Source organism: Sphingobacterium sp. MYb388 (assembly GCF_037479535.1).
In the GTDB taxonomy this organism is placed as follows: Bacteria; Bacteroidota; Bacteroidia; order Sphingobacteriales; family Sphingobacteriaceae; genus Sphingobacterium; species Sphingobacterium anhuiense.
This window is the reverse complement of the sequence record NZ_JBBGYV010000004.1, coordinates 587871-605433: the sequence shown is the minus strand read 5'-3', so window position 1 is coordinate 605433 and position 17563 is coordinate 587871. Positions and strand designations below refer to the sequence as shown.

General features: G+C 32.8%; 23 protein-coding genes. 11 read left to right on the top strand and 12 right to left on the bottom strand.

Annotated elements, in window-relative coordinates; translation table 11 throughout:
- From WH188_RS16375 to WH188_RS16340, 8 genes are all read left to right on the top strand, one after another.
- Positions 1–454 (top strand): hypothetical protein (locus WH188_RS16375; RefSeq protein ID WP_339424402.1); only part of this gene is annotated, 454 nt, incomplete at its 5' end.
- Positions 455–767: 313 nt separating this feature from the next.
- Positions 768–1016 (top strand): hypothetical protein, encoded by a 249-nt coding sequence (locus tag WH188_RS16370; protein ID WP_339424401.1) that lies wholly within the window; start codon positions 768–770, stop codon positions 1014–1016.
- A gap of 4 nt (positions 1017–1020) precedes the next feature.
- Positions 1021–1512 carry a hypothetical protein gene (locus WH188_RS16365; RefSeq protein ID WP_339424400.1) on the top strand — a complete coding sequence of 164 codons (492 nt, stop codon included), beginning with the start codon at positions 1021–1023 and terminating at the stop codon, positions 1510–1512.
- A 319-nt stretch (positions 1513–1831) separates the two neighbouring features.
- The gene (locus tag WH188_RS16360; protein WP_339424399.1) at positions 1832–2248 is read left to right on the top strand and encodes a hypothetical protein; all 417 of its coding nucleotides are present in this window, start codon (positions 1832–1834) and stop codon (positions 2246–2248) included.
- Positions 2249–2364: 116 nt separating this feature from the next.
- On the top strand, positions 2365–2907 hold the full coding sequence (locus WH188_RS16355; RefSeq protein ID WP_339424398.1) for a hypothetical protein: 543 nt from the start codon (positions 2365–2367) through the stop codon (positions 2905–2907).
- A gap of 55 nt (positions 2908–2962) precedes the next feature.
- Complete coding sequence (locus WH188_RS16350; protein WP_339424397.1) at positions 2963–3328, top strand: hypothetical protein; 366 nt, start codon at positions 2963–2965, stop codon at positions 3326–3328.
- Between the two features lie 150 nt (positions 3329–3478).
- Entirely contained in the window at positions 3479–3730 is a 252-nt protein-coding gene (locus WH188_RS16345) for a colicin D domain-containing protein (RefSeq protein ID WP_339424396.1), read from the top strand.
- Positions 3724–4047, top strand: coding sequence for a colicin immunity domain-containing protein (locus WH188_RS16340; RefSeq protein WP_339424395.1), 324 nt, complete (start codon positions 3724–3726; stop codon positions 4045–4047). Before WH188_RS16345 ends, WH188_RS16340 begins: the two co-directional genes overlap by 7 nt.
- A 45-nt stretch (positions 4048–4092) precedes the next feature.
- Here WH188_RS16340 and WH188_RS16335 read toward each other — a convergent pair whose 3' ends face one another.
- The 7 genes from WH188_RS16335 to WH188_RS16305 all read right to left on the bottom strand — a co-directional run bounded on the left by WH188_RS16335 (position 4093) and on the right by WH188_RS16305 (position 8416).
- A complete protein-coding gene (locus WH188_RS16335) occupies positions 4093–4779 on the bottom strand; it encodes a tetratricopeptide repeat protein (RefSeq protein ID WP_339424394.1) in 687 nt (228 codons plus the stop codon).
- Between the two features lie 28 nt (positions 4780–4807).
- Positions 4808–5443: a hypothetical protein gene (locus WH188_RS16330; protein ID WP_339424393.1), complete on the bottom strand. Its 636-nt coding sequence runs from the start codon at positions 5441–5443 to the stop codon at positions 4808–4810.
- 111 nt (positions 5444–5554) lie between these two features.
- Positions 5555–6205, bottom strand: coding sequence for a DUF3885 domain-containing protein (locus tag WH188_RS16325; protein ID WP_339424392.1), 651 nt, complete (start codon positions 6203–6205; stop codon positions 5555–5557).
- A 79-nt stretch (positions 6206–6284) separates the two neighbouring features.
- On the bottom strand, positions 6285–6848 hold the full coding sequence (locus WH188_RS16320; RefSeq protein ID WP_339424391.1) for a hypothetical protein: 564 nt from the start codon (positions 6846–6848) through the stop codon (positions 6285–6287).
- A 5-nt stretch (positions 6849–6853) separates the two neighbouring features.
- The gene (locus WH188_RS16315; RefSeq protein ID WP_339424390.1) at positions 6854–7603 is read right to left on the bottom strand and encodes a hypothetical protein; all 750 of its coding nucleotides are present in this window, start codon (positions 7601–7603) and stop codon (positions 6854–6856) included.
- Positions 7600–7995 carry a hypothetical protein gene (locus WH188_RS16310; RefSeq protein WP_339424389.1) on the bottom strand — a complete coding sequence of 132 codons (396 nt, stop codon included), beginning with the start codon at positions 7993–7995 and terminating at the stop codon, positions 7600–7602. The genes WH188_RS16315 and WH188_RS16310 overlap by 4 nt, the downstream gene beginning before the upstream one ends.
- A gap of 25 nt (positions 7996–8020) precedes the next feature.
- Positions 8021–8416, bottom strand: coding sequence for a hypothetical protein (locus tag WH188_RS16305; RefSeq protein ID WP_339424388.1), 396 nt, complete (start codon positions 8414–8416; stop codon positions 8021–8023).
- Positions 8417–8780: 364 nt separating this feature from the next.
- On the opposite strand from WH188_RS16305, the gene WH188_RS16300 reads away from it, so the two are divergent.
- A complete protein-coding gene (locus tag WH188_RS16300) occupies positions 8781–9230 on the top strand; it encodes a nuclear transport factor 2 family protein (RefSeq protein ID WP_339424387.1) in 450 nt (149 codons plus the stop codon).
- Positions 9231–9347: 117 nt separating this feature from the next.
- Here the strand turns inward: WH188_RS16300 and WH188_RS16295 are convergent, their stop codons facing one another.
- The gene (locus WH188_RS16295; RefSeq protein ID WP_339424386.1) at positions 9348–9824 is read right to left on the bottom strand and encodes a hypothetical protein; all 477 of its coding nucleotides are present in this window, start codon (positions 9822–9824) and stop codon (positions 9348–9350) included.
- Positions 9825–10530: 706 nt separating this feature from the next.
- Here WH188_RS16295 and WH188_RS16290 point away from each other — a divergent pair.
- Both WH188_RS16290 and WH188_RS16285 read left to right on the top strand, forming a co-directional pair.
- Entirely contained in the window at positions 10531–10980 is a 450-nt protein-coding gene (locus tag WH188_RS16290) for a nuclear transport factor 2 family protein (protein ID WP_339424385.1), read from the top strand.
- A 206-nt stretch (positions 10981–11186) separates the two neighbouring features.
- A complete protein-coding gene (locus tag WH188_RS16285) occupies positions 11187–12104 on the top strand; it encodes an Rpn family recombination-promoting nuclease/putative transposase (protein ID WP_339424384.1) in 918 nt (305 codons plus the stop codon).
- Between the two features lie 275 nt (positions 12105–12379).
- On the opposite strand, the gene WH188_RS16280 is transcribed toward WH188_RS16285, so the two are convergent.
- From WH188_RS16280 to WH188_RS16265, 4 genes are all read right to left on the bottom strand, one after another.
- Complete coding sequence (locus WH188_RS16280) at positions 12380–13018, bottom strand: suppressor of fused domain protein (protein ID WP_339424383.1); 639 nt, start codon at positions 13016–13018, stop codon at positions 12380–12382.
- A 294-nt stretch (positions 13019–13312) separates the two neighbouring features.
- Complete coding sequence (locus WH188_RS16275) at positions 13313–13720, bottom strand: hypothetical protein (protein ID WP_339424382.1); 408 nt, start codon at positions 13718–13720, stop codon at positions 13313–13315.
- On the bottom strand, positions 13705–14166 hold the full coding sequence (locus WH188_RS16270) for a DUF6843 domain-containing protein (RefSeq protein ID WP_339424381.1): 462 nt from the start codon (positions 14164–14166) through the stop codon (positions 13705–13707). Before WH188_RS16270 ends, WH188_RS16275 begins: the two co-directional genes overlap by 16 nt.
- 1421 nt (positions 14167–15587) lie before the next feature.
- Positions 15588–16583, bottom strand: coding sequence for a hypothetical protein (locus WH188_RS16265; protein ID WP_339424380.1), 996 nt, complete (start codon positions 16581–16583; stop codon positions 15588–15590).
- Positions 16584–17563 lie beyond the last annotated feature (980 nt).

Genomic DNA, 17563 nt, shown 5'->3' with positions numbered 1-17563 from the left:
ACTAAGTGATATTGATGTTTCATTTGGTTTTATTTTCCAGAGTAACAATAACAAATTATGTGTTATCAGTGTTGATAAAGATGAATTGTGGTTTCCTCATATTTTATATCAATCATTACCTCAAAACGAATATGATGGTGGAGATTATAATCAAAGAATAAAGATGTGGATGAAAGGAGAAGATGATAATTTTATAATTGATAAAGAATATTATAATGTAACAAAATGTGAAATGTTTGAGAATATTATTGGTTCTGAAATTATTGATATAGAATTACTTTTCATCGAGCATAATGTAGAACCTTTTGGAATAAAACTGATCTTTAATAATGATTATATTATTTCTATGCCAAATTCGGACGGTAATACAGTAGAAACAAAGGTATTCAATAAAAATAATGGAGTTGAAACTTTTAAACACTTAGGAAATGTAATTTATTCAAAATTGGATTAATAACGTTTGGAAATTGAACAAAAGGTTAATGAAAGACTATTTTTTGCATGTAAAGTTGCTTTCTGATTATTAGTGTTGTTTACAGAATGTCGGAAATAGAGATAAGGAAGTGTTATATTAGAAGTGAGCGCTTAATAATGTAAAGGAGAAACCTCCTCCCAAAAAACTGAACATTTTAAAAGTAGAAAATTGATAAAAATACGAGCGATCAAGATTTATTTAATGGCTAGGAGTGTAACTCGAACTGTGCCATTTGATTAAAAACTTAAAAACCTCGTTTCAGTTTGAGCCTATCTCCAAATTTCATATAAAGTTGGGATATAGTCAAGCCCCAGTTGTGCACTGGCATTGTCTACTTTTTAGAGTCAATAATGAAGCTACCGATTATGATTGGAATTCGGGAGGTGGTAAAGTTCGAAATACTTTAATCCAAGTCGAGCGAGCCAGAACGGGATTGGCAGATGGAATGGGCTTTAGGACATATTATTATGGTACAGGGACATTAAACGAGAAACGAATTTTTAGACCACAGTATCCTAAAGTAGGTGAATCAAAATTTTGATAAGATGAAGATATTTATAACAACTCTTATTTTTATGACATTGTTCTCGTGTACAAATAGTGAGAAGAATAATTTAGGCAATGGATTTCACATCATGAAAGGCGATAGAGAAGAAGATGACGTGGTGGTTTATTGTAAGGAGAAGGATAATAGTGGTTGCTTTGCAGGTATATATATTGTGCCAAGTTACGATCTACATTATGACTCGACAGGTAAGTATCATGTACATGTCCTAGGTGCTGCTGTAAATAACAACGTAATAGCTGTAGAAACTTTTAATAAATTTACCGCAGATACAAATTATTGGTTCATAAATAAATCTTTAAGTTTTCATTTGGATACGTGCGTTGTTGATTGTGAAAAGAGCATTAATAAATATTGTGAAGGCCCTTTTAACAAAGAAAGAGCTCTTGAGTATTTAGGCGCGAAAAAAATCAAATTGAAAAAAATGTATGGACATTCAAAAATATTTTCCGATTATATGAAAGGTATGTAATTTAATGAAAAAGCACGACAATACGATTACGGAGCTAGATCCTATGATGCAGAGATCGGCAGGTGGAATGGGATTGATCCATTAGCAGAGCAGTATAGACGCTGGTCTCCCTACAATTATAAATATGAATATATAATTTTAAAGGCGGCTAGAAAAGAGGTCGATTTGTTAAATGTTAGTTGCAAAGAAGAAGCAGAATGGAGGCAAAAGGTGGATCTTAGTGATAAATTACGAATTCTCAATATGAGGTGACATCCTCCCCAAAAAATTATATTTTAAAAGTATAGCATTCTGAGATGAATTACTAATTTTAAATGTTATGATAAGACTTTTGAAAGAAATTGATAGATACATTTTTAATACATTAATTAGTGTATTATATGAAAAATTGCCCGAATATAAAAGTGTTTTAGACTCGCAAGGAGGCTCAGTTTACGCTAAAAACTATACATCAGAAAATAGCTCAGATTTTAGTACTTATTTGTTTATGAACGAGTTTTCAATCTTTCTAGGCGGTAAAATAATAGAAGACAAGAACAGTGTTTTTGTGAAAAAATCATTTGAATGCATTAATTTTTTAGGTCAAAGTGATAATTGTGAAATATTAAATATAGTACATGTTGGAATTCTTGAAATTCTCTATACTGAGGAGGGTGTTAAGAGAGAATTTGTAAAAATGAATTTAAGTGAGAAATTACAACCATATTTCGAGTCTTGGTCAAAATATTATAGATAATGATTGTTTCCACTAGCAACTATAAGTTTGAAACGACTCTCTCCGATAAAAAGAGGTTTAGTTTTTGAAAATTAGAATAACAGCAATTATTGTTTATAGACATGAGAATGATAAATATGAAAATAGCATCTCTTTTTATAGCCTGCAGTATATTTAGTATTATTTACCTACAGAGCTGTATAAATAATAGCGAATCTAACACTGAAGAAAGATCACCTTTAGTATTCTCAAATTTTGATTCATTAGAGCATTATTCGATTGCAATTGATCTTTATAAAATAAGCGAATTGGAGGATAAGCCAAATAAAATTGAGAAAGATAACCTTTTGCTGTCTGTACTGCAAGATAGTCAAGTTGATATTTCTTTGCTACCTAGATTGAAAGAAATAGGATATTCAAGTCGCTCAATCGATAAGTCACTTTATAGACCTATAGATTCTTTATTTTTTTCAAAAGTTCGAAAGCATTATCTCGATACCTCATGCATACAAGAGTTTCGTGATATCCTAGTTTTTTATAAAGACAAAAAGTGTATCGGAATCGCTAAAATCTGTTTTGAATGTAGAGCCATGGTTTCGTGGAGTCAAAATCTGAAATTTAAAGGTTTTGGTGATTGGCCAGATTATGATGTGTTGAACCCAATATTACAAAAAATCTAGCTATTGATGATAGTTTAGTTTTATATTAGATTACCATAATAACATATATAACAATATGGGAGCATTTGCAAAATTTGGTGGATATATCGCGGTGAAATGGGTAATTTTTTATATCTATCTTTTTTTAGATGGTAATTCCAAATGGGATTTTGGAAGGGTTAACGTTGAAGGGTTTTTCTTGGCGGTATTTATGTTGCTTTCTCTTCCTATACTTGAAGTAGGGTTATTGTTTCTTCCTGTAAGATTGTCTTTTCGACAAAGTAAGTGGACTAGACTACTGATCTTATTTTGTGTTTTTAGTTTAGAGTTTGCTTTAGGATGGTATGCAACTAACCAAGACTTGGAAACTTGGATGCTCGTTAAAATAGGCTTGAGTATATTGTTATTTCTACTATTTTACAGGAAGCAATTCATCAGCTAAGAAAGTTGGAAATCTCAAATTAAGCAGTTTTGGCACATTTTGCTAGCCATACTCCTTTTAAGGATACTTAATTTATTTTCTCGAATCTAATAAATATGATTAAATTCCAAGTTTATTAATAGATTTAATAGAAAGCCTAATTTGTAATCAATGAACAAAATTAATAGTGCACAAAAGATATTCGAAAAATTCTCTGATGATTTTAATTTGAAACATATTAACGCGTCAGGAACACAAATAATTCAGGGGACATATAGGAATGCAAATAATCTTGTAACATTTTATTTAAATCCACAAACCGGATTGAATGTTATGGCATCTCCATCAGGGCATTTTATTAGCGGAGCCGCTTTAAGTCCCGCGCAAATTCAAGGGATTTTAACAAAAGGATTTTTATGGTAAATTATATAAAATTATTAGATAAAATAAATTTACAAAAATATATTTATCTTATTGATGTGTTTTTATGTAATGAAATTACAGTTTCATGTTTTTTGGAGTATTTTCTTCAAACTAGAAGAGAAGATAACTATTGGTTGACCTCATCTTTCGATGATGAAGTCAACAGTATTATGGATTCAATTTTTCTTGATATTGACGAATATAATCCAGAAGAATTGTATGACCCTAATGATGGCTTTAATATTAGCGAAGAAGAGTTACGGATAAGGTTAGACAACAAAGTGTCTTTATTAAAAAAGTTTAAATATTTGTTTTAATAATTGTTATAGGATCTATAATTATATGGTATGATCAGCAGGCGTTTATTTCTTACAACCTTGTGTTAAAGCCTCTGTATATTCCTTTGTTATTGGTTTGCCGCCAAGTTTTTTACATTCATTGTAATACTTCCAAGCATTCTCACAGTCCTTTTTTACAAAGTAGCATACTGACATTTTAAAAAGGGTATTTTGGTTTTTGGGATCAATAGAATAAGATTTTTTAAAGTTATTTATAGCCAGATTGAAATCTTTATCACCATGATTTTCCATAAACCTTGTCATATAAACAGTTGCCTTGTCGGTCAGAATGTTAGAACTGTTAGCATTTAATTTCAAACCTTCGTCGTACTGCTGCATTGCACTTTCAAAATCCTCGAATGAAAAATAAATAGCACCGAATCCCCAGAACACATCTGCATTTGTCGAGTCGAGAAGCCAGGCTTGATTAAACCTATACATAGCTGTTTTTAAGTCCTGCTTATATAAATAATCAAAGCCCTGTTTAACCAAAAGATCAGAAGCTTTGCGATTCGTTCCAGCTTTTTCTAAATATGCCTTTATAAGTTCCTGGTCGGATGTTTTTTGCTCTTTAGTCTTGACAGCATTTCCATATTTAGGTAGAAGACGTATTTCAGTTTTTGCTTCTTTTTTCCAATTTGAATACGTTATTTGTTGTCCAAATATTAGAGTTGTAATAAGTAGAAGAATGCATGTGATGGTGTATTTCATAGTCGATAATGTAAGTTTTTGTTTTGCTCTATTGTTCAGTTATGATTTGCATCAATTGCTCATCGGTGTAGTTTCCTATTATCCCGCGCTTATTTTTTAAGTAATCTGAGATTGTAAAATCATCAAATCCATGCGTTTGTTTTATACCCTGGCATATAGTCTTTAGATAGTCAGCACTAGGTTTAGTTTCCATCTGGTTATCACTTTCATTTGTTAAGGTGAATATTGGATAATTGTTCTGTTGTCCTATATATAACAGATAACCATACCAAGACTTTTCTTTAAATATATAAGAACCGTCCTGGATAGCCTTATTAAAATCCATTTTAAGACCAGATACCGTGTTCGTTTCCTGCTTAGCTATATCAATCAATTGACCCTTTGTTATCAGATAGATCCTTCCCATTGTTTTTATAGTAGGACTAAAAGTCGTTCTGATAAAAGCAACACCACCATTATCCCAATTCTTAGAAGCTCTAGCAAAATAAAGCTCAGAGTTAATATACATGTCTTCACTTTCAGAGGGTATTGTTTTATCAAGATATCCACCATATACCGTTTTTGTACCTGCCGGTTGTCCACCTGTTATGTAGCAAAGAAAACGCTCTTCCAAAAGGTTAGAACCATAGCACGCATACCAAACTTTGTCCTGTAAATCATCCATTTCTTTAAATTGGTTATAATCTTCCTTTTAAAGATATAAATAATATCAGGTTTTCTTTTCTTCTTCAAGCAGGCCTTTTCAGCATTGGTAAAGTAATTATAGAGATTCCATTTATTCAAACTGTTTCTGAATCTTTTCTCTGTCATTATCAAGTATCCAGTCATTATATTTTTCATAGATAGACCTTAATGATTCTTTATCAGCTGATATCAGGTCAAGGCCTCTGTCGTCATACATATGAAAGATTAGTTTTTTGTCAATGTTGATAAAATAAACCTCTTTGTTTGTGAGAATTGAGTTGTTGTCTAGTCTTGGTTTTCTTGGAGGAAAATCGGTGTTTCCAATTGCTGTTAGTATATTTTGATGATGTATTCGGTCGGCAGTCAGTTTAACAATAGCTATGTTTCTTACCTCAAATTTGTCACTTGGTTCATAGAGCCGTTTCTCTTTTGTATAACTAATCTCAGTCTGCTGCAGATTCTCGATTTGCTTAAATGTAAAGTTTAATAATCTTATTTTCTGTCGTTTATATTTATAGTCCATATAAACTAAAAATACTTTATCAGAACTGGCAAATACAGAATGAAAAATTGTTGAAGCACGTTTTGTTACCTCTTGAAAGTATTCGTTTGTACCTGTTTCCTCAGTTTGCAGGTCAAAGCGAAGTCCGAAATCCCACCTATAGAACAAAGGTGTTCTAAGCCTAAGCTCTTTGAAATTGGTTCTTAAAAATTGCTCATATTCTTTTAATATTGTTGACACATAATTGTTTTTAGTAGCTGAATGCATTCTTTAATTTAATATTGCTTGATTATAAAATAGAACTTTCCATTTATCAAAGTTATTTGGTTCCTTCTATTATTTTACCATCAAAATCGATTTTATATTTTCTATTAGAGAAGTCCATCAATAGTATACTGTCGTTTTCAATCCTAAATGATTCATCATCAAGGGAAACAAATATATCAGCACCTTCAAATTGCCAAATTATCTTTCCGTTTTTATTAAGCTTTGTTACTTGAGTTTCACCATCAACGAGATAGAAGTCATTTTGTTTGAAAATTTGAAAACAAGTGATTGGGTCAGCCTGCATTTTCCACATCAAGTCGAGATTAGGTAATGATAAACAAAATATTGTATCACTGCAGCATATTACGAGTTGATCTTCGTCTATGATATAAGAATTTTCATTAACACCAGTAGCACCTTGTGAACCTTTAATTATGCAACTGTAGATAGCTTGATCCTCATGATAAACTTTGATACCATGTCTTGATGTTATATGGTAAGTGGAGTCATTCCCTGAGTAAATTTTACAATATCTAAATATATTATCTGATGAATCATCTTCATAATCCGATTCATTGATGACTTCAATGATAAATTGTTTATATACTTTAGTCATCGTTATTATTTCTTAGTCAGTATTAATGAAAGGTCTTCTTTTGCTTTGTACTGGCCTTCTTCAATTATTTTAAGAGTTAAGTATATGAAAATACTTTTCGATTCAACTAAGTGTCCGATGGTCAATTTTATCAGTTTAGCATCAAATGGTTTATTCATATCCAAATTTTCCAGACCCGACACAGGCACTTCCTCAAACAGCCAAGAGAAACCATGCCAGGCTTCGGGAAGATTACTATCATTTTTATCCCTTAATATATGTGAATTATATTTTAATTCCATGTCATTAAAATAAATCTTTTTTTTTATCAAATCTATTTTTATACCATCAACAAAGGAAAATTTTTCTAACGAATTAACTGTAATATTTTCTTTAGTATTTATGATATCAATTGCTGTTGAATCTGTTTTGATAAGTTTTACGTCATCTAATGATGTTAACATCTTACTATATTCATCCTTTGTGATACCGAGATTTTCATGATAAGGCATTGGATCTCCAGGTTTCAGATTTTGCAATACCTCCTTTACCCAATCCTTATGCATCGCTAAGCTTGCCTGCATTTTAATCATAATTGCCATTTGCTCTTCGTTAGGGTCTGGCACATTATATCGATACGCTATATACTCACCATGTGTCAATATTTCAGAAGCAAAATTAAAAGCTTTTTGTGTTGTATCATTGGTCTGGCCATAACCCATATTGACTACAGCTATCAACATGATAAATTGTGTAAATAGATATTTTAGTTTCATATTCGCTTATGATTGTCTTGCCAAATTTTTCTAATTATTGGAGTTATTTTCCACCATTCTTCTATGTCTGCTATATCAAAGCAAGCCCATTGATAAATTGTGTATGCATGAATGTGAAAATCCTTTTCCAAAAGCAATTTTACTTTATCACAATTTTTAATAAATAACGTTTCTGTAGGTTGGTATTCTGTTGCATCTATTATTCCTTCCATTAACAAAAACTTCTTGTCATCATCAGTTAATGTCTTATAGTGATCAAGATATCTATCAATATCGGAGGGGTTGGTGACTTCAATAGGCCAATCCTGCATCCATTCCTCATTTGGTAGGTTGAGCTCTTGTGCTAGCTCGTCAATTGCTTTTTCAGTTGCACACCTAAATATTGGTTCCATTTATTGTTTTTTTTAATCTATTCTTTCACCAGGCGTATTCTTCCTTATATGGCATATTTCTAAGATTTTCAAAATCGCTTATTTTATAGGGTATCCTATCTTTTAGGTTCAATTGCCAGACTGATGCCTGGTTGGACCAAGGGTCAATTAAAAACTCGATCATATCATCATTCTTAATGCGCATCTGAACAATATCACTTACCATGTCCAATTTAGTTATTTGATGATTATCCCAAATTAAAAGATGATCACCTCCAATTATACATACTTTGTTTACGATCAATCCACAATATGGGTTTCCATACATATCTCCAATGCATATAGCTGTCTTTTCTCCTTTATTGACTAAAATTATATCCTCATAAATATATCCTAGCTTATATTCTGGAGATTCATCTAATATTTTGAAATCATTTATCATATTGCTTTAGGTCTTTCAACTTTAATGACTAGCCATTAACATGTTTGTGTTCTATACGAATTTACTAATTACAATTTGAATTCCATTTCTCAATATTACTGAATGTTTCAAGAGATAATTTGGTTTCGATAGATTCTACTTTTAATCTCAATACTTACTAAATTAAAAGGTTTAATGCCTTCACCTAGCCATTTCCACTATTCACCGAGGTTTTAGTTGGTTTAGTCTAATTGCCATAGGGTAGGGACGATTTACGCCCTACTTTTGAATCAACAAACAAATAGAACGGCAAAGCAGGCATCAGGGTTTGAGTTGGTGGATGTGGGGCTGATGCAACTTAATAACAATATAAAATAACGACATTATGAAAACTTTAGCAAAAACATTCGCAGCAATAGCCTTGATCGCAGTATCAACATTCACTATGGCAGCAGCTAAACCAGTAGGAGATAACTCTAAAAAAGCGGTCGTCAATCTATCCACAGCAGATCTCGCTATTGACCATTACGTAGCCGTTATGACTGAAGGTCAATCGGCAGGAGTAGAGCAATTGTTTACACCAGACTTCAGTCAGAAAGTACATGCATCAGCAGATAAAACCAATAGCCGTTCAGAAGTTATCTCATTCTTGAAAAAGCAAAAAGGCGAGCAGTTAAATTGTAAAACAAGCACTACCATAGTTGAGCAATCCAGTGACTATATGGTAGCAAAAGTAACCCAACAATTTGAAGGGTTTACCAAGACCGACTTAATCACCTTGATCAATGATGGTGGCAACTGGATAGTATCTCAATCTATCAACTCGTATAAGTAAGTTAAGTAAATTTCATATGTTTAGTAAAAGCCACATCGAGAGATGTGGCTTTGTTTGTTATTATCCTCAGCTATGTTGCCTGATAACTTTCCAGAAAAGTATCCCTTCCACTGTAGATTAATCTTGTAAATCTGTGGTAGTAGCCACCAATTCCAGATCTTTATTAAATATAATAAGAGAAAAATCTGTGCTGATATTATTCCTGTTGTAACTGATGATTTCAGCCGACTCGAAGTCACTCAAATCTAAAGCATAACTTGGATCTTTTTGCAGTATTAATATATTTTTGTAAAACAACAAGTAACCCAATAGAGGTAAATCAGCATTCATTTGATTGTTCAGATGGTTAGTGTAATAAATGATCGAGCGTTCATCATTAAAATCAACTTCAAAATCCACACGTCGCTTTGTGACCAGAATGCCTTCATTTCCATATATTGGAACGACAGCGATCGCCTCTGGATTTCCCGTTAACATTGCCCAATCGGGGAGTGCATAAGTAAATTTATCACTGTAATGAGCTTCTATTTTTTGTTTAGCCAACGCAATTCCCTTTTGGATGATCGTGGGGTCGATGTCATTATATCTGTTCATATCTTATTCCTCGTTGTATAAAAATAGTATCTTTTTTTGATTCTCGCTTTCTTTTTTACCAGTCCATTAACATAGATGCTTACGTAAACCTATTGTGCTACTTGCTGTTTTGTGTCGTTGTTATAAATGATGTAATCGCTCTGTTTTTTTTACTTCGTATAGCTGCAAAGCTTGATGTTACTATCATTAAAGTTGAAAATATTTTTTAACACCAACTTCAATATGGATAGGAGAATCAGTAATCTATTCTTCAAAATTACAGATAATGGTTCAGCTTAGAGACCCCTAGAATAAGGGATATTACAAAGGAATGTAGAAGGCTCAGCTTAAAGAAAATTTCTTCCTTTAAGCTGAGCTCACTAATAAAGTATTTTTTTAAGGTGTAGGTAAAGAAAGAAAGATAAATCCCCCGTTCTAGTGCATGTTAACAGAGTTTGAATGGCTGAATATTTTGTTTACAGTGTCTTCAACAGCGATTTATATTAATTTTATAAAATGAATTATTTTTTTCATATTTCAGCTATTCTATCTCAGCAATTACTAAACTAAAAATAAAAAAGTTTAAAATAAATTCACCTAGCCATTTCCACCATTCACCGAGTTTTTAGTTGGTTTAGTCTAATTGCCATAGGGTAGGAACGATTTACACCCTACTTTTGAATCAACAACTAAGAACAATAAACTAACAATATAACATAAAGACATTATGAACACTTTAACAAAAACATTCGCAGCAGCAGCCTTGATCGCAGTATCAACATTCACGATGGCAGCAGCTAAACCAGTACGAGATAACTCTAAAAAAGCAGTGGTCAATCTATCTTCAGCAGATCTCGCCATTGATCATTACGTTGCGGTTATGACAGAGGGACAATCGGCAGGAGTAGAGCAGTTGCTTACTTCAGATTTTAAACAGAAAGTACATGCATCAACAAATAAGATCAACAGTCGATCGGAAGTAATTTCATTCTTGAAAAAGCAAAAAGGAGAGCAGTTGAACTGTAAAACAAGCACCACAATCGTTGAGCAATCCAGTGACTATATGGTAGCAAAAGTGACCCAACAATTTGAAAATTTTACGAAGACCGACTTAATCACATTGGTCAATGATGGAGGCAACTGGAAAGTATCCCAATCCATTAACTCTTATAAGTAAGTTAAGTTAGAATGCATATGTTTAGTCAGAGCCACATCGTGAGATGTGGCTTTTTTTTTCTATTGTATCTTTAAAGATTGATCCAAGTTGTGCTAGCCGACAACAAACGGTTACAAACGACTACAAACGTTTAATAACCGACTAATATTTTTAGTTTTTATCATATTTGATTTATGTAATTGATTATTTAAATAAATCCTAAAATTATGTTAGCACATGCAGAACCCGTATTTATTGATCCGACCACCGATGAAGGATTCAAGCGGTTATTCGGAGACAAGGTCAACCTGATCAACTTTCTAAACATCATCTTTCGTGGTCGTAAGACCATCACAGATCTTACTTATCGGGATACCGAGCGTATCGGAGCGACCGAAGAGATCGGGAAAGTTATTTTTGATCTTGTAGTGCAGATCAGTACAGGAGAAGAGATCATCATCGAGATGCAGACCAGTACACAGACCAACCTGAAGCAACGTATGCTGTATTATGCAAGTAAGGTTATTTCAGACACAGCACCCAAAGGAAACCGCAAAGCCTGGGGGTATGCCATTCCTGAGGTTTATACCATTGTCCTGATGGACGGTTTTCATATGCCGGGAGGTGATCATAAAACCTATTTTCACGATACCTGCCTGTGTCATAGAGATTCAGGACAAATTTTCTATGAAGGATTTGGGTTTATTTACCTCGAATTGATTAACTTTGTTAAAAGCGAAGCTGAGGTTGAAGACGAACTGGACAAAGTATTCTTTATGCTCAAGAATATGTCAACGTTAAAGACCTTGCCACGGATCATGAAATCGGCAGTATTTCAACGCTTCTTTCAGTTGGCCAGCTACGCAAAATTGACAAAGGAGGAACGGACTATGTATGATATTAGTTTAAAACGCAAGTGGGATGCTGAAGCAGTGCGGATGTATCAAGAAGGATTAGAGGAACAATTGGGAGGACTAGAAAAGCAATTGGAAGAAGCTAAAAAAGCAGTTGTAAGTGCTGAAGCCCGGGGGGAGCATAAGAAAGCTATGGAGACAGCTTTGAAACTTACAAAGATAGGTTTATCAGTAAAACAAATTGCTGAGGCTACCGGACTTTCCATTAAAGAGATTGAAAAACTGAAATAGAACAGTGTTCTAAAATATATAGAACCGTTTGGGATCACCAAGCGGTTTTTTTGTGGCATTTTTACATTTTATTCCCCCTTTTTTTGTTACAGTTTCGGGAAATGTCTACTTTTTTCCTAAAGTTTGTCTATAGAAACAGTAGGCGCATGGTAGGCTCCAAATAAGAGGCTAATGCTACAGTTTGTTTTAGTAAAACTAAATTTAGGTGCAAAGACATTGTTTTAAATACTATAATTTCCAGTAATTATCTTATACAAATGGTCTTCCTAATATATTTAAGCACAAATATTTGGTCTGCCAACTTTTACGATTTCCTCAACCCCAAATTGGTCAAAGCGCTCCAACAAAGCGGTGGCGCCATTTTGTTTCTTAAATTCGAGCTCCTCTTTGTAAAGCGGAATTAAAGTAAAAATGGTCACGACCTCATCACTATCAAGTTCGATATGTGTGAAATCGTCAGATAGCTCCATAGAATTTGCAAGCATCACCGAATTAAAACCAATTCTCTCCGCAAATTCTTCATCATCCTCATGACCAAAGGTATGGCCAAATCCTAGCCAGGTTTCATCAGGATGAGGCAAAATCATTATTTCTTTCATCAACCGAATTGGCCAATAATTACGTTCATCCTCAAAGGAGTCATAGTCTAAGTTCCATTCTTTTGGTAACAAAATCATGACCTCAGCATAAGGAGAGGAATCAATGTCTTCAGGAACTTTCATGGGCAAAGCGCTCATGCCACAACTTAACAAAATATGGTATGGCCTGTCTTCATTTGCTTTTACAAAATACACATCTCTATGAATGACATCTGATTCAATTTCGTCAAAGACGACAATGTCTTCATTTTCATCGAAAAACTGGTCTAAATGTTTATCAATTAGTTCAACACTATTGGGTACATAATTTTTCATATCCTACGAATATTGTTTATAAAAGATGGCGATAGACAAAAATTTCACCTAATATACAAGTAAGGAGCAAACAGTCTACACTCAAAGGTAGCAACTCCACTGCAGATATTCATGACAAAGTAGAAAGCATTTTAACCGCGGCAACAAATTGGATCAAGAGAGTCGAAGGAACAAATGAGGACAGACTTATTCGAATAAATTGAAGTTTGGTACAATAGAGAGCGTCGCCATTATGCATTAGGAAATCTTGCTATAGCACAATTTAACAGCAGAAAACAAAATCTTAAAAATACGCTATGCATTTATTCTACTGCTCTGCTTGTGAATGGATTTATTGAGGTCAAAAAGTTTATCAATAAGAATTTTATTTGTTACCCAAAGTAGTCCGCCAAGAATGTATACGCCAAGTTTCCCGTTCTCTCCATTGTAAATAATGGAGTCGCGAAAAGTCTTCTCAATAATTACCTGCTCAAATGTCCAGAGTATAAAGTTCAAAATAAAACTCAAAACCGTCCAGCCAAATTTGAAGTTTGTTGTCAAGTAGTAAAAGGTGATTTGCAAAGTAATTACCGTAATATACATAACTGTCAAAAAATGCCAACCAATGTTCGGAAGTACCGCAAGCGCCCCTTCAACTATTGGAATTGTCAAAAGTGCAAGTCCTACACCAATTAAATATTGTATGGTTATTTTTTCCTGCATTGGAATAATAAGCTGTCGATTAATTTGTCCGGAATACCTCCATCGTATTGAACTCTAAAATTGTCCCAGGAAGTGACTGCCATCATATGAAACTCATAATTCTCATTCATTGCAGAGGATCCACTAGCTGTCCCAAGTAAAAATATACCGACCTGATTTCTTGGAGGCTCATTTCTGTTCTTTTCAAGTGTGTAGTCTTCGTTAAAGTCTTGCTGTATAAGTTCCGGTATTTTTTCTATTTTGTTCCAGTTGTTATCAACAAAATAATACTCTTGGTCTATAATACCAGTCTCAAATTTGTTTGTGAGTATCATAACTCCATTATCTGGAATTTTGTAAATCAGTCTTCCGTCTACTTTTGGAACAGTCTGTCCACAAGGCTCATTATAAATTAGCGTGATTTGACCTCTAAAGTCTTTAGGAATAAGAAAGGTCTCTGGTGTCATATGCTTTGAGGCTAAAAAGACGAATGCAAGCATTCCAGGATACCAAAGTAGCAGTGGTAAAAAGGTCGTTAGTAATTTTGTCTTTAGCTTGATTTTAGAGAGCCATACTATCAAAAGTCCAATTATAAAAACTGGTCCTCCAAATATTATCCAATAAGGATTTAGGCAAGCAATCCAACTTAAAATAATCAGAATAATTCCGGTTTTATAAACTCTCATTTTGTATTTGTCGTATTTGTAAAATTACAGATGGTTTGAGGCTTGGCGAAAATGGCAGACTGAATTTTAAATTTGTATCACGGTTAGCATAAGAAATCTAGTATTTGCTAATATACTACAAAAAATAAAAAAGACTTTTATCAGCGATGAATGTAATTGATTTTGAATTAATATAAAAGGTGTAATTATCATTTTGATTCCTGAAACGAATCGAAAGACAAAGGCGCAATTGCAATCGGTAGTATAAATTATGCAGGGTCTGTTAAGCATAAGCGATAAAGCCGAATGTATTCCTCCATTTTCTCCTTTACGGTTTCCCGTATAATAAGTAAAATAGAATTACTTATCATTGCGCGCAATTGAAGAATACAAAACTATTTTGCTTTTTATTTTTTAATCCTTGATTTTCAGTTCATATTGTAAATGATTTCTAAACGGCCATATTGTTTTTAAGAAATCCTATCTAAATTAAGAAAAGGGTCTAGTACCTACTGCTGTTAGTGTTAATATCGGCGTTCACTAACAATTACTGCTTCATGTATATGGTTGTGAATCCACCCATAATGGCGATTTAGTTCGAAACCCTTTTTCAATATTTTAATTAAAATATACTTAAAAATTGCTTAACATGGAAATGGATTTTTTTTGTAGAAAGATATTGCTGAAAATATCTGCTTAGTCTAATCCAATAGAAAAAAAACATCAGTTGCAGTGGATCTCTAGTAATAATATTAAATCATGATATGAATAATAAAAGCAGTTGAAAATATCGTAAACGGATTTTTAGGAAACGGTTATCTACCGATGAAATATATTGTACTCCGAGATGAAGAGCTTTTAGATTTGAAAGTGATTGGGGTATTTAAAAGAGTTTTAAACCATTTTTGTTAAGAAAATTGCTTGACGAATCTTGTACAAGGTTATGGTTACTTTTATTTAAAAACGTATTTACCACTTGTTTAGCATCTTTGTTAGAATCCATATCTGCTCCTTTATGAGTAATTTCTAAAAAGAATACGATAGCAGTCAGTAGCGGGTGATGTATTTTGCGATTAGCAAATTGTCTTAGGAAGCATGCCACTATATTTACGGTAAAGACAAGGGTTAATTTTCAGCCCTATCGGACTAGAAATTAACCTTTGACACAATTCTATTTATAATTCCAGTCAATTTTTACGGACATGGTCGTTATTGTTCTGGATCTATAAATCTTTATTGATTATACTATTATTGTAATCCTTAATAATGTCAACTTTAATAGAAGCAGATCCTGATGGATTATCTATTGATCCAAATAAATCGCCAGACAATCTAGTGATGTGTCCTTCTTTAAAAATAACATCTTTAACAGCTCTTCTACCTAGTATCTTATTTTCTTTATCGAAATATTGAATTTCAAAGTTTTCAGGCTTTGAAACTTTATCAGTCGAATAGGCTCTTGGATAGAAAATTGATGATAATATTTTTTCTTGTTGATTTCGTATATCATTGACATTCAATCTCAGATATCCGGTCGTAGAACCTGTATTTATCGTTGTTGGACTGTGTAATAAGACATCTTTAGAATGTGGGCCTTGTAACAAGATATAATCGACATGGTTAGGAATTATACCAGTTACTTTAAATTCAATTTTTGAATTGAACCGTGATAATTGAATATTAGCAGTAACTGGAGTTTCACCAACCTCAAAAGCAACTAATTTATTAGGGTTTCGGAATATAGAGCAATAATTAATGACATGAGTACTTGCGCCCTGTACTGTATGATTAAAATTGAAATAGAAATTTTCTACTGTTGTATCTTCCCAATAAAAATCACCAAAATAACCGTTATAAGCTAAAGCATAAACACTATATTTTCCAGTAGGTAGTTCTAATTTAATTTGATCTGCACCAGTTATAGGTGTACCATTTACATTGTAAAAAGAACTATGAATTTGTTTAACCAATCCATCTTTCCCATATATCAAAAAATCAATACCAGTAGGATTATCTGGGTTTTCAATATCTGACATACTTTGTGCAGTGTTAGCTGAGCTTGTCTTTAGGTTTAGAGGTCTTATTGATTGCTCTAGTCCAGAGGTTTTTAGCGTGACCTGATATAATTTTTCTTTAGGATCAGTTTCAGTTGATTCTCCCTTCTTACATCCATAAAATAGGAATGGCACAATCGCCAATAATGTTAGTACACTTTTCATATAAAATATAGCTTAATAAAAAATCGAATATAATTAAATTATTTACAAAAATGATTTAATTAAGTGGTTTTTTAAATTATTTTCCCTGGTAGAGATAATATTTTAAAAAACAAGGGTTAAACATGTGTGAGGCTGTTTTCTAAAAAATATTTGTAAATATAATTAACTCAACAAGTCTTTAAGTGTAAAATAGGGTATAGTTGAAGACTTTTAATCATATATAAAAATACGATACGCCTAAAGCAGTTAAAAAGTGAAATCATCGCGAAAAACATTTGCACAAGTCTGAGGGGGGCAGTAACTTTATCATTGGTTTCTCTCTAAAAGTTTCTATTTAGCTTGAGCCTATCACAAAATTTAAAATATTGTTGTGGTAGGCTTAAGCCCCAATTGTGCATTGCCATAGTCGATTTCTTTGATATATCATTTATGATCAAGTTCATCAATTTCATAAGTGCTTGTTATGAGTATGCTGGCATCATTACTCTGAAATACCAATTTATCATAATAGTGTTCACAAATAACTATCAGCATAATAATTTAGTCCCAACATGTAAAGATTAATATCTGTGTAAATGATAACTGGACAGATCGTTAGTTTGTTTATGGACGGTTTGATATTTTAAGCAGTTCGTGATTTGATGAAAAATGATTAATAGCTTTAACAAATTGAGAAATTCCTTTTGACCTTTTACAAAGTTTTTTTTAGAATATTTTTAGCTTTTCAAAATTCTGCTCAACAATGAAATTGTGATGATTTATTCGAATAATATCATTGTTGATCAACTTATAGTACAGCGGCCATCTGGTATGAAGGTTTCGGTGGTCTGATCCAGCGCAAGTTTATTAAACTTTCTTGTCACATATCCATTCTTTATTGTATAGCAAGAAGGAATTACTATTTTTGATAATGGCGAACGGATAATAAAAATTTCCAGATATTTCTCTGTAGTGTTTTTTAGTATTAAGTCCGAAGATGA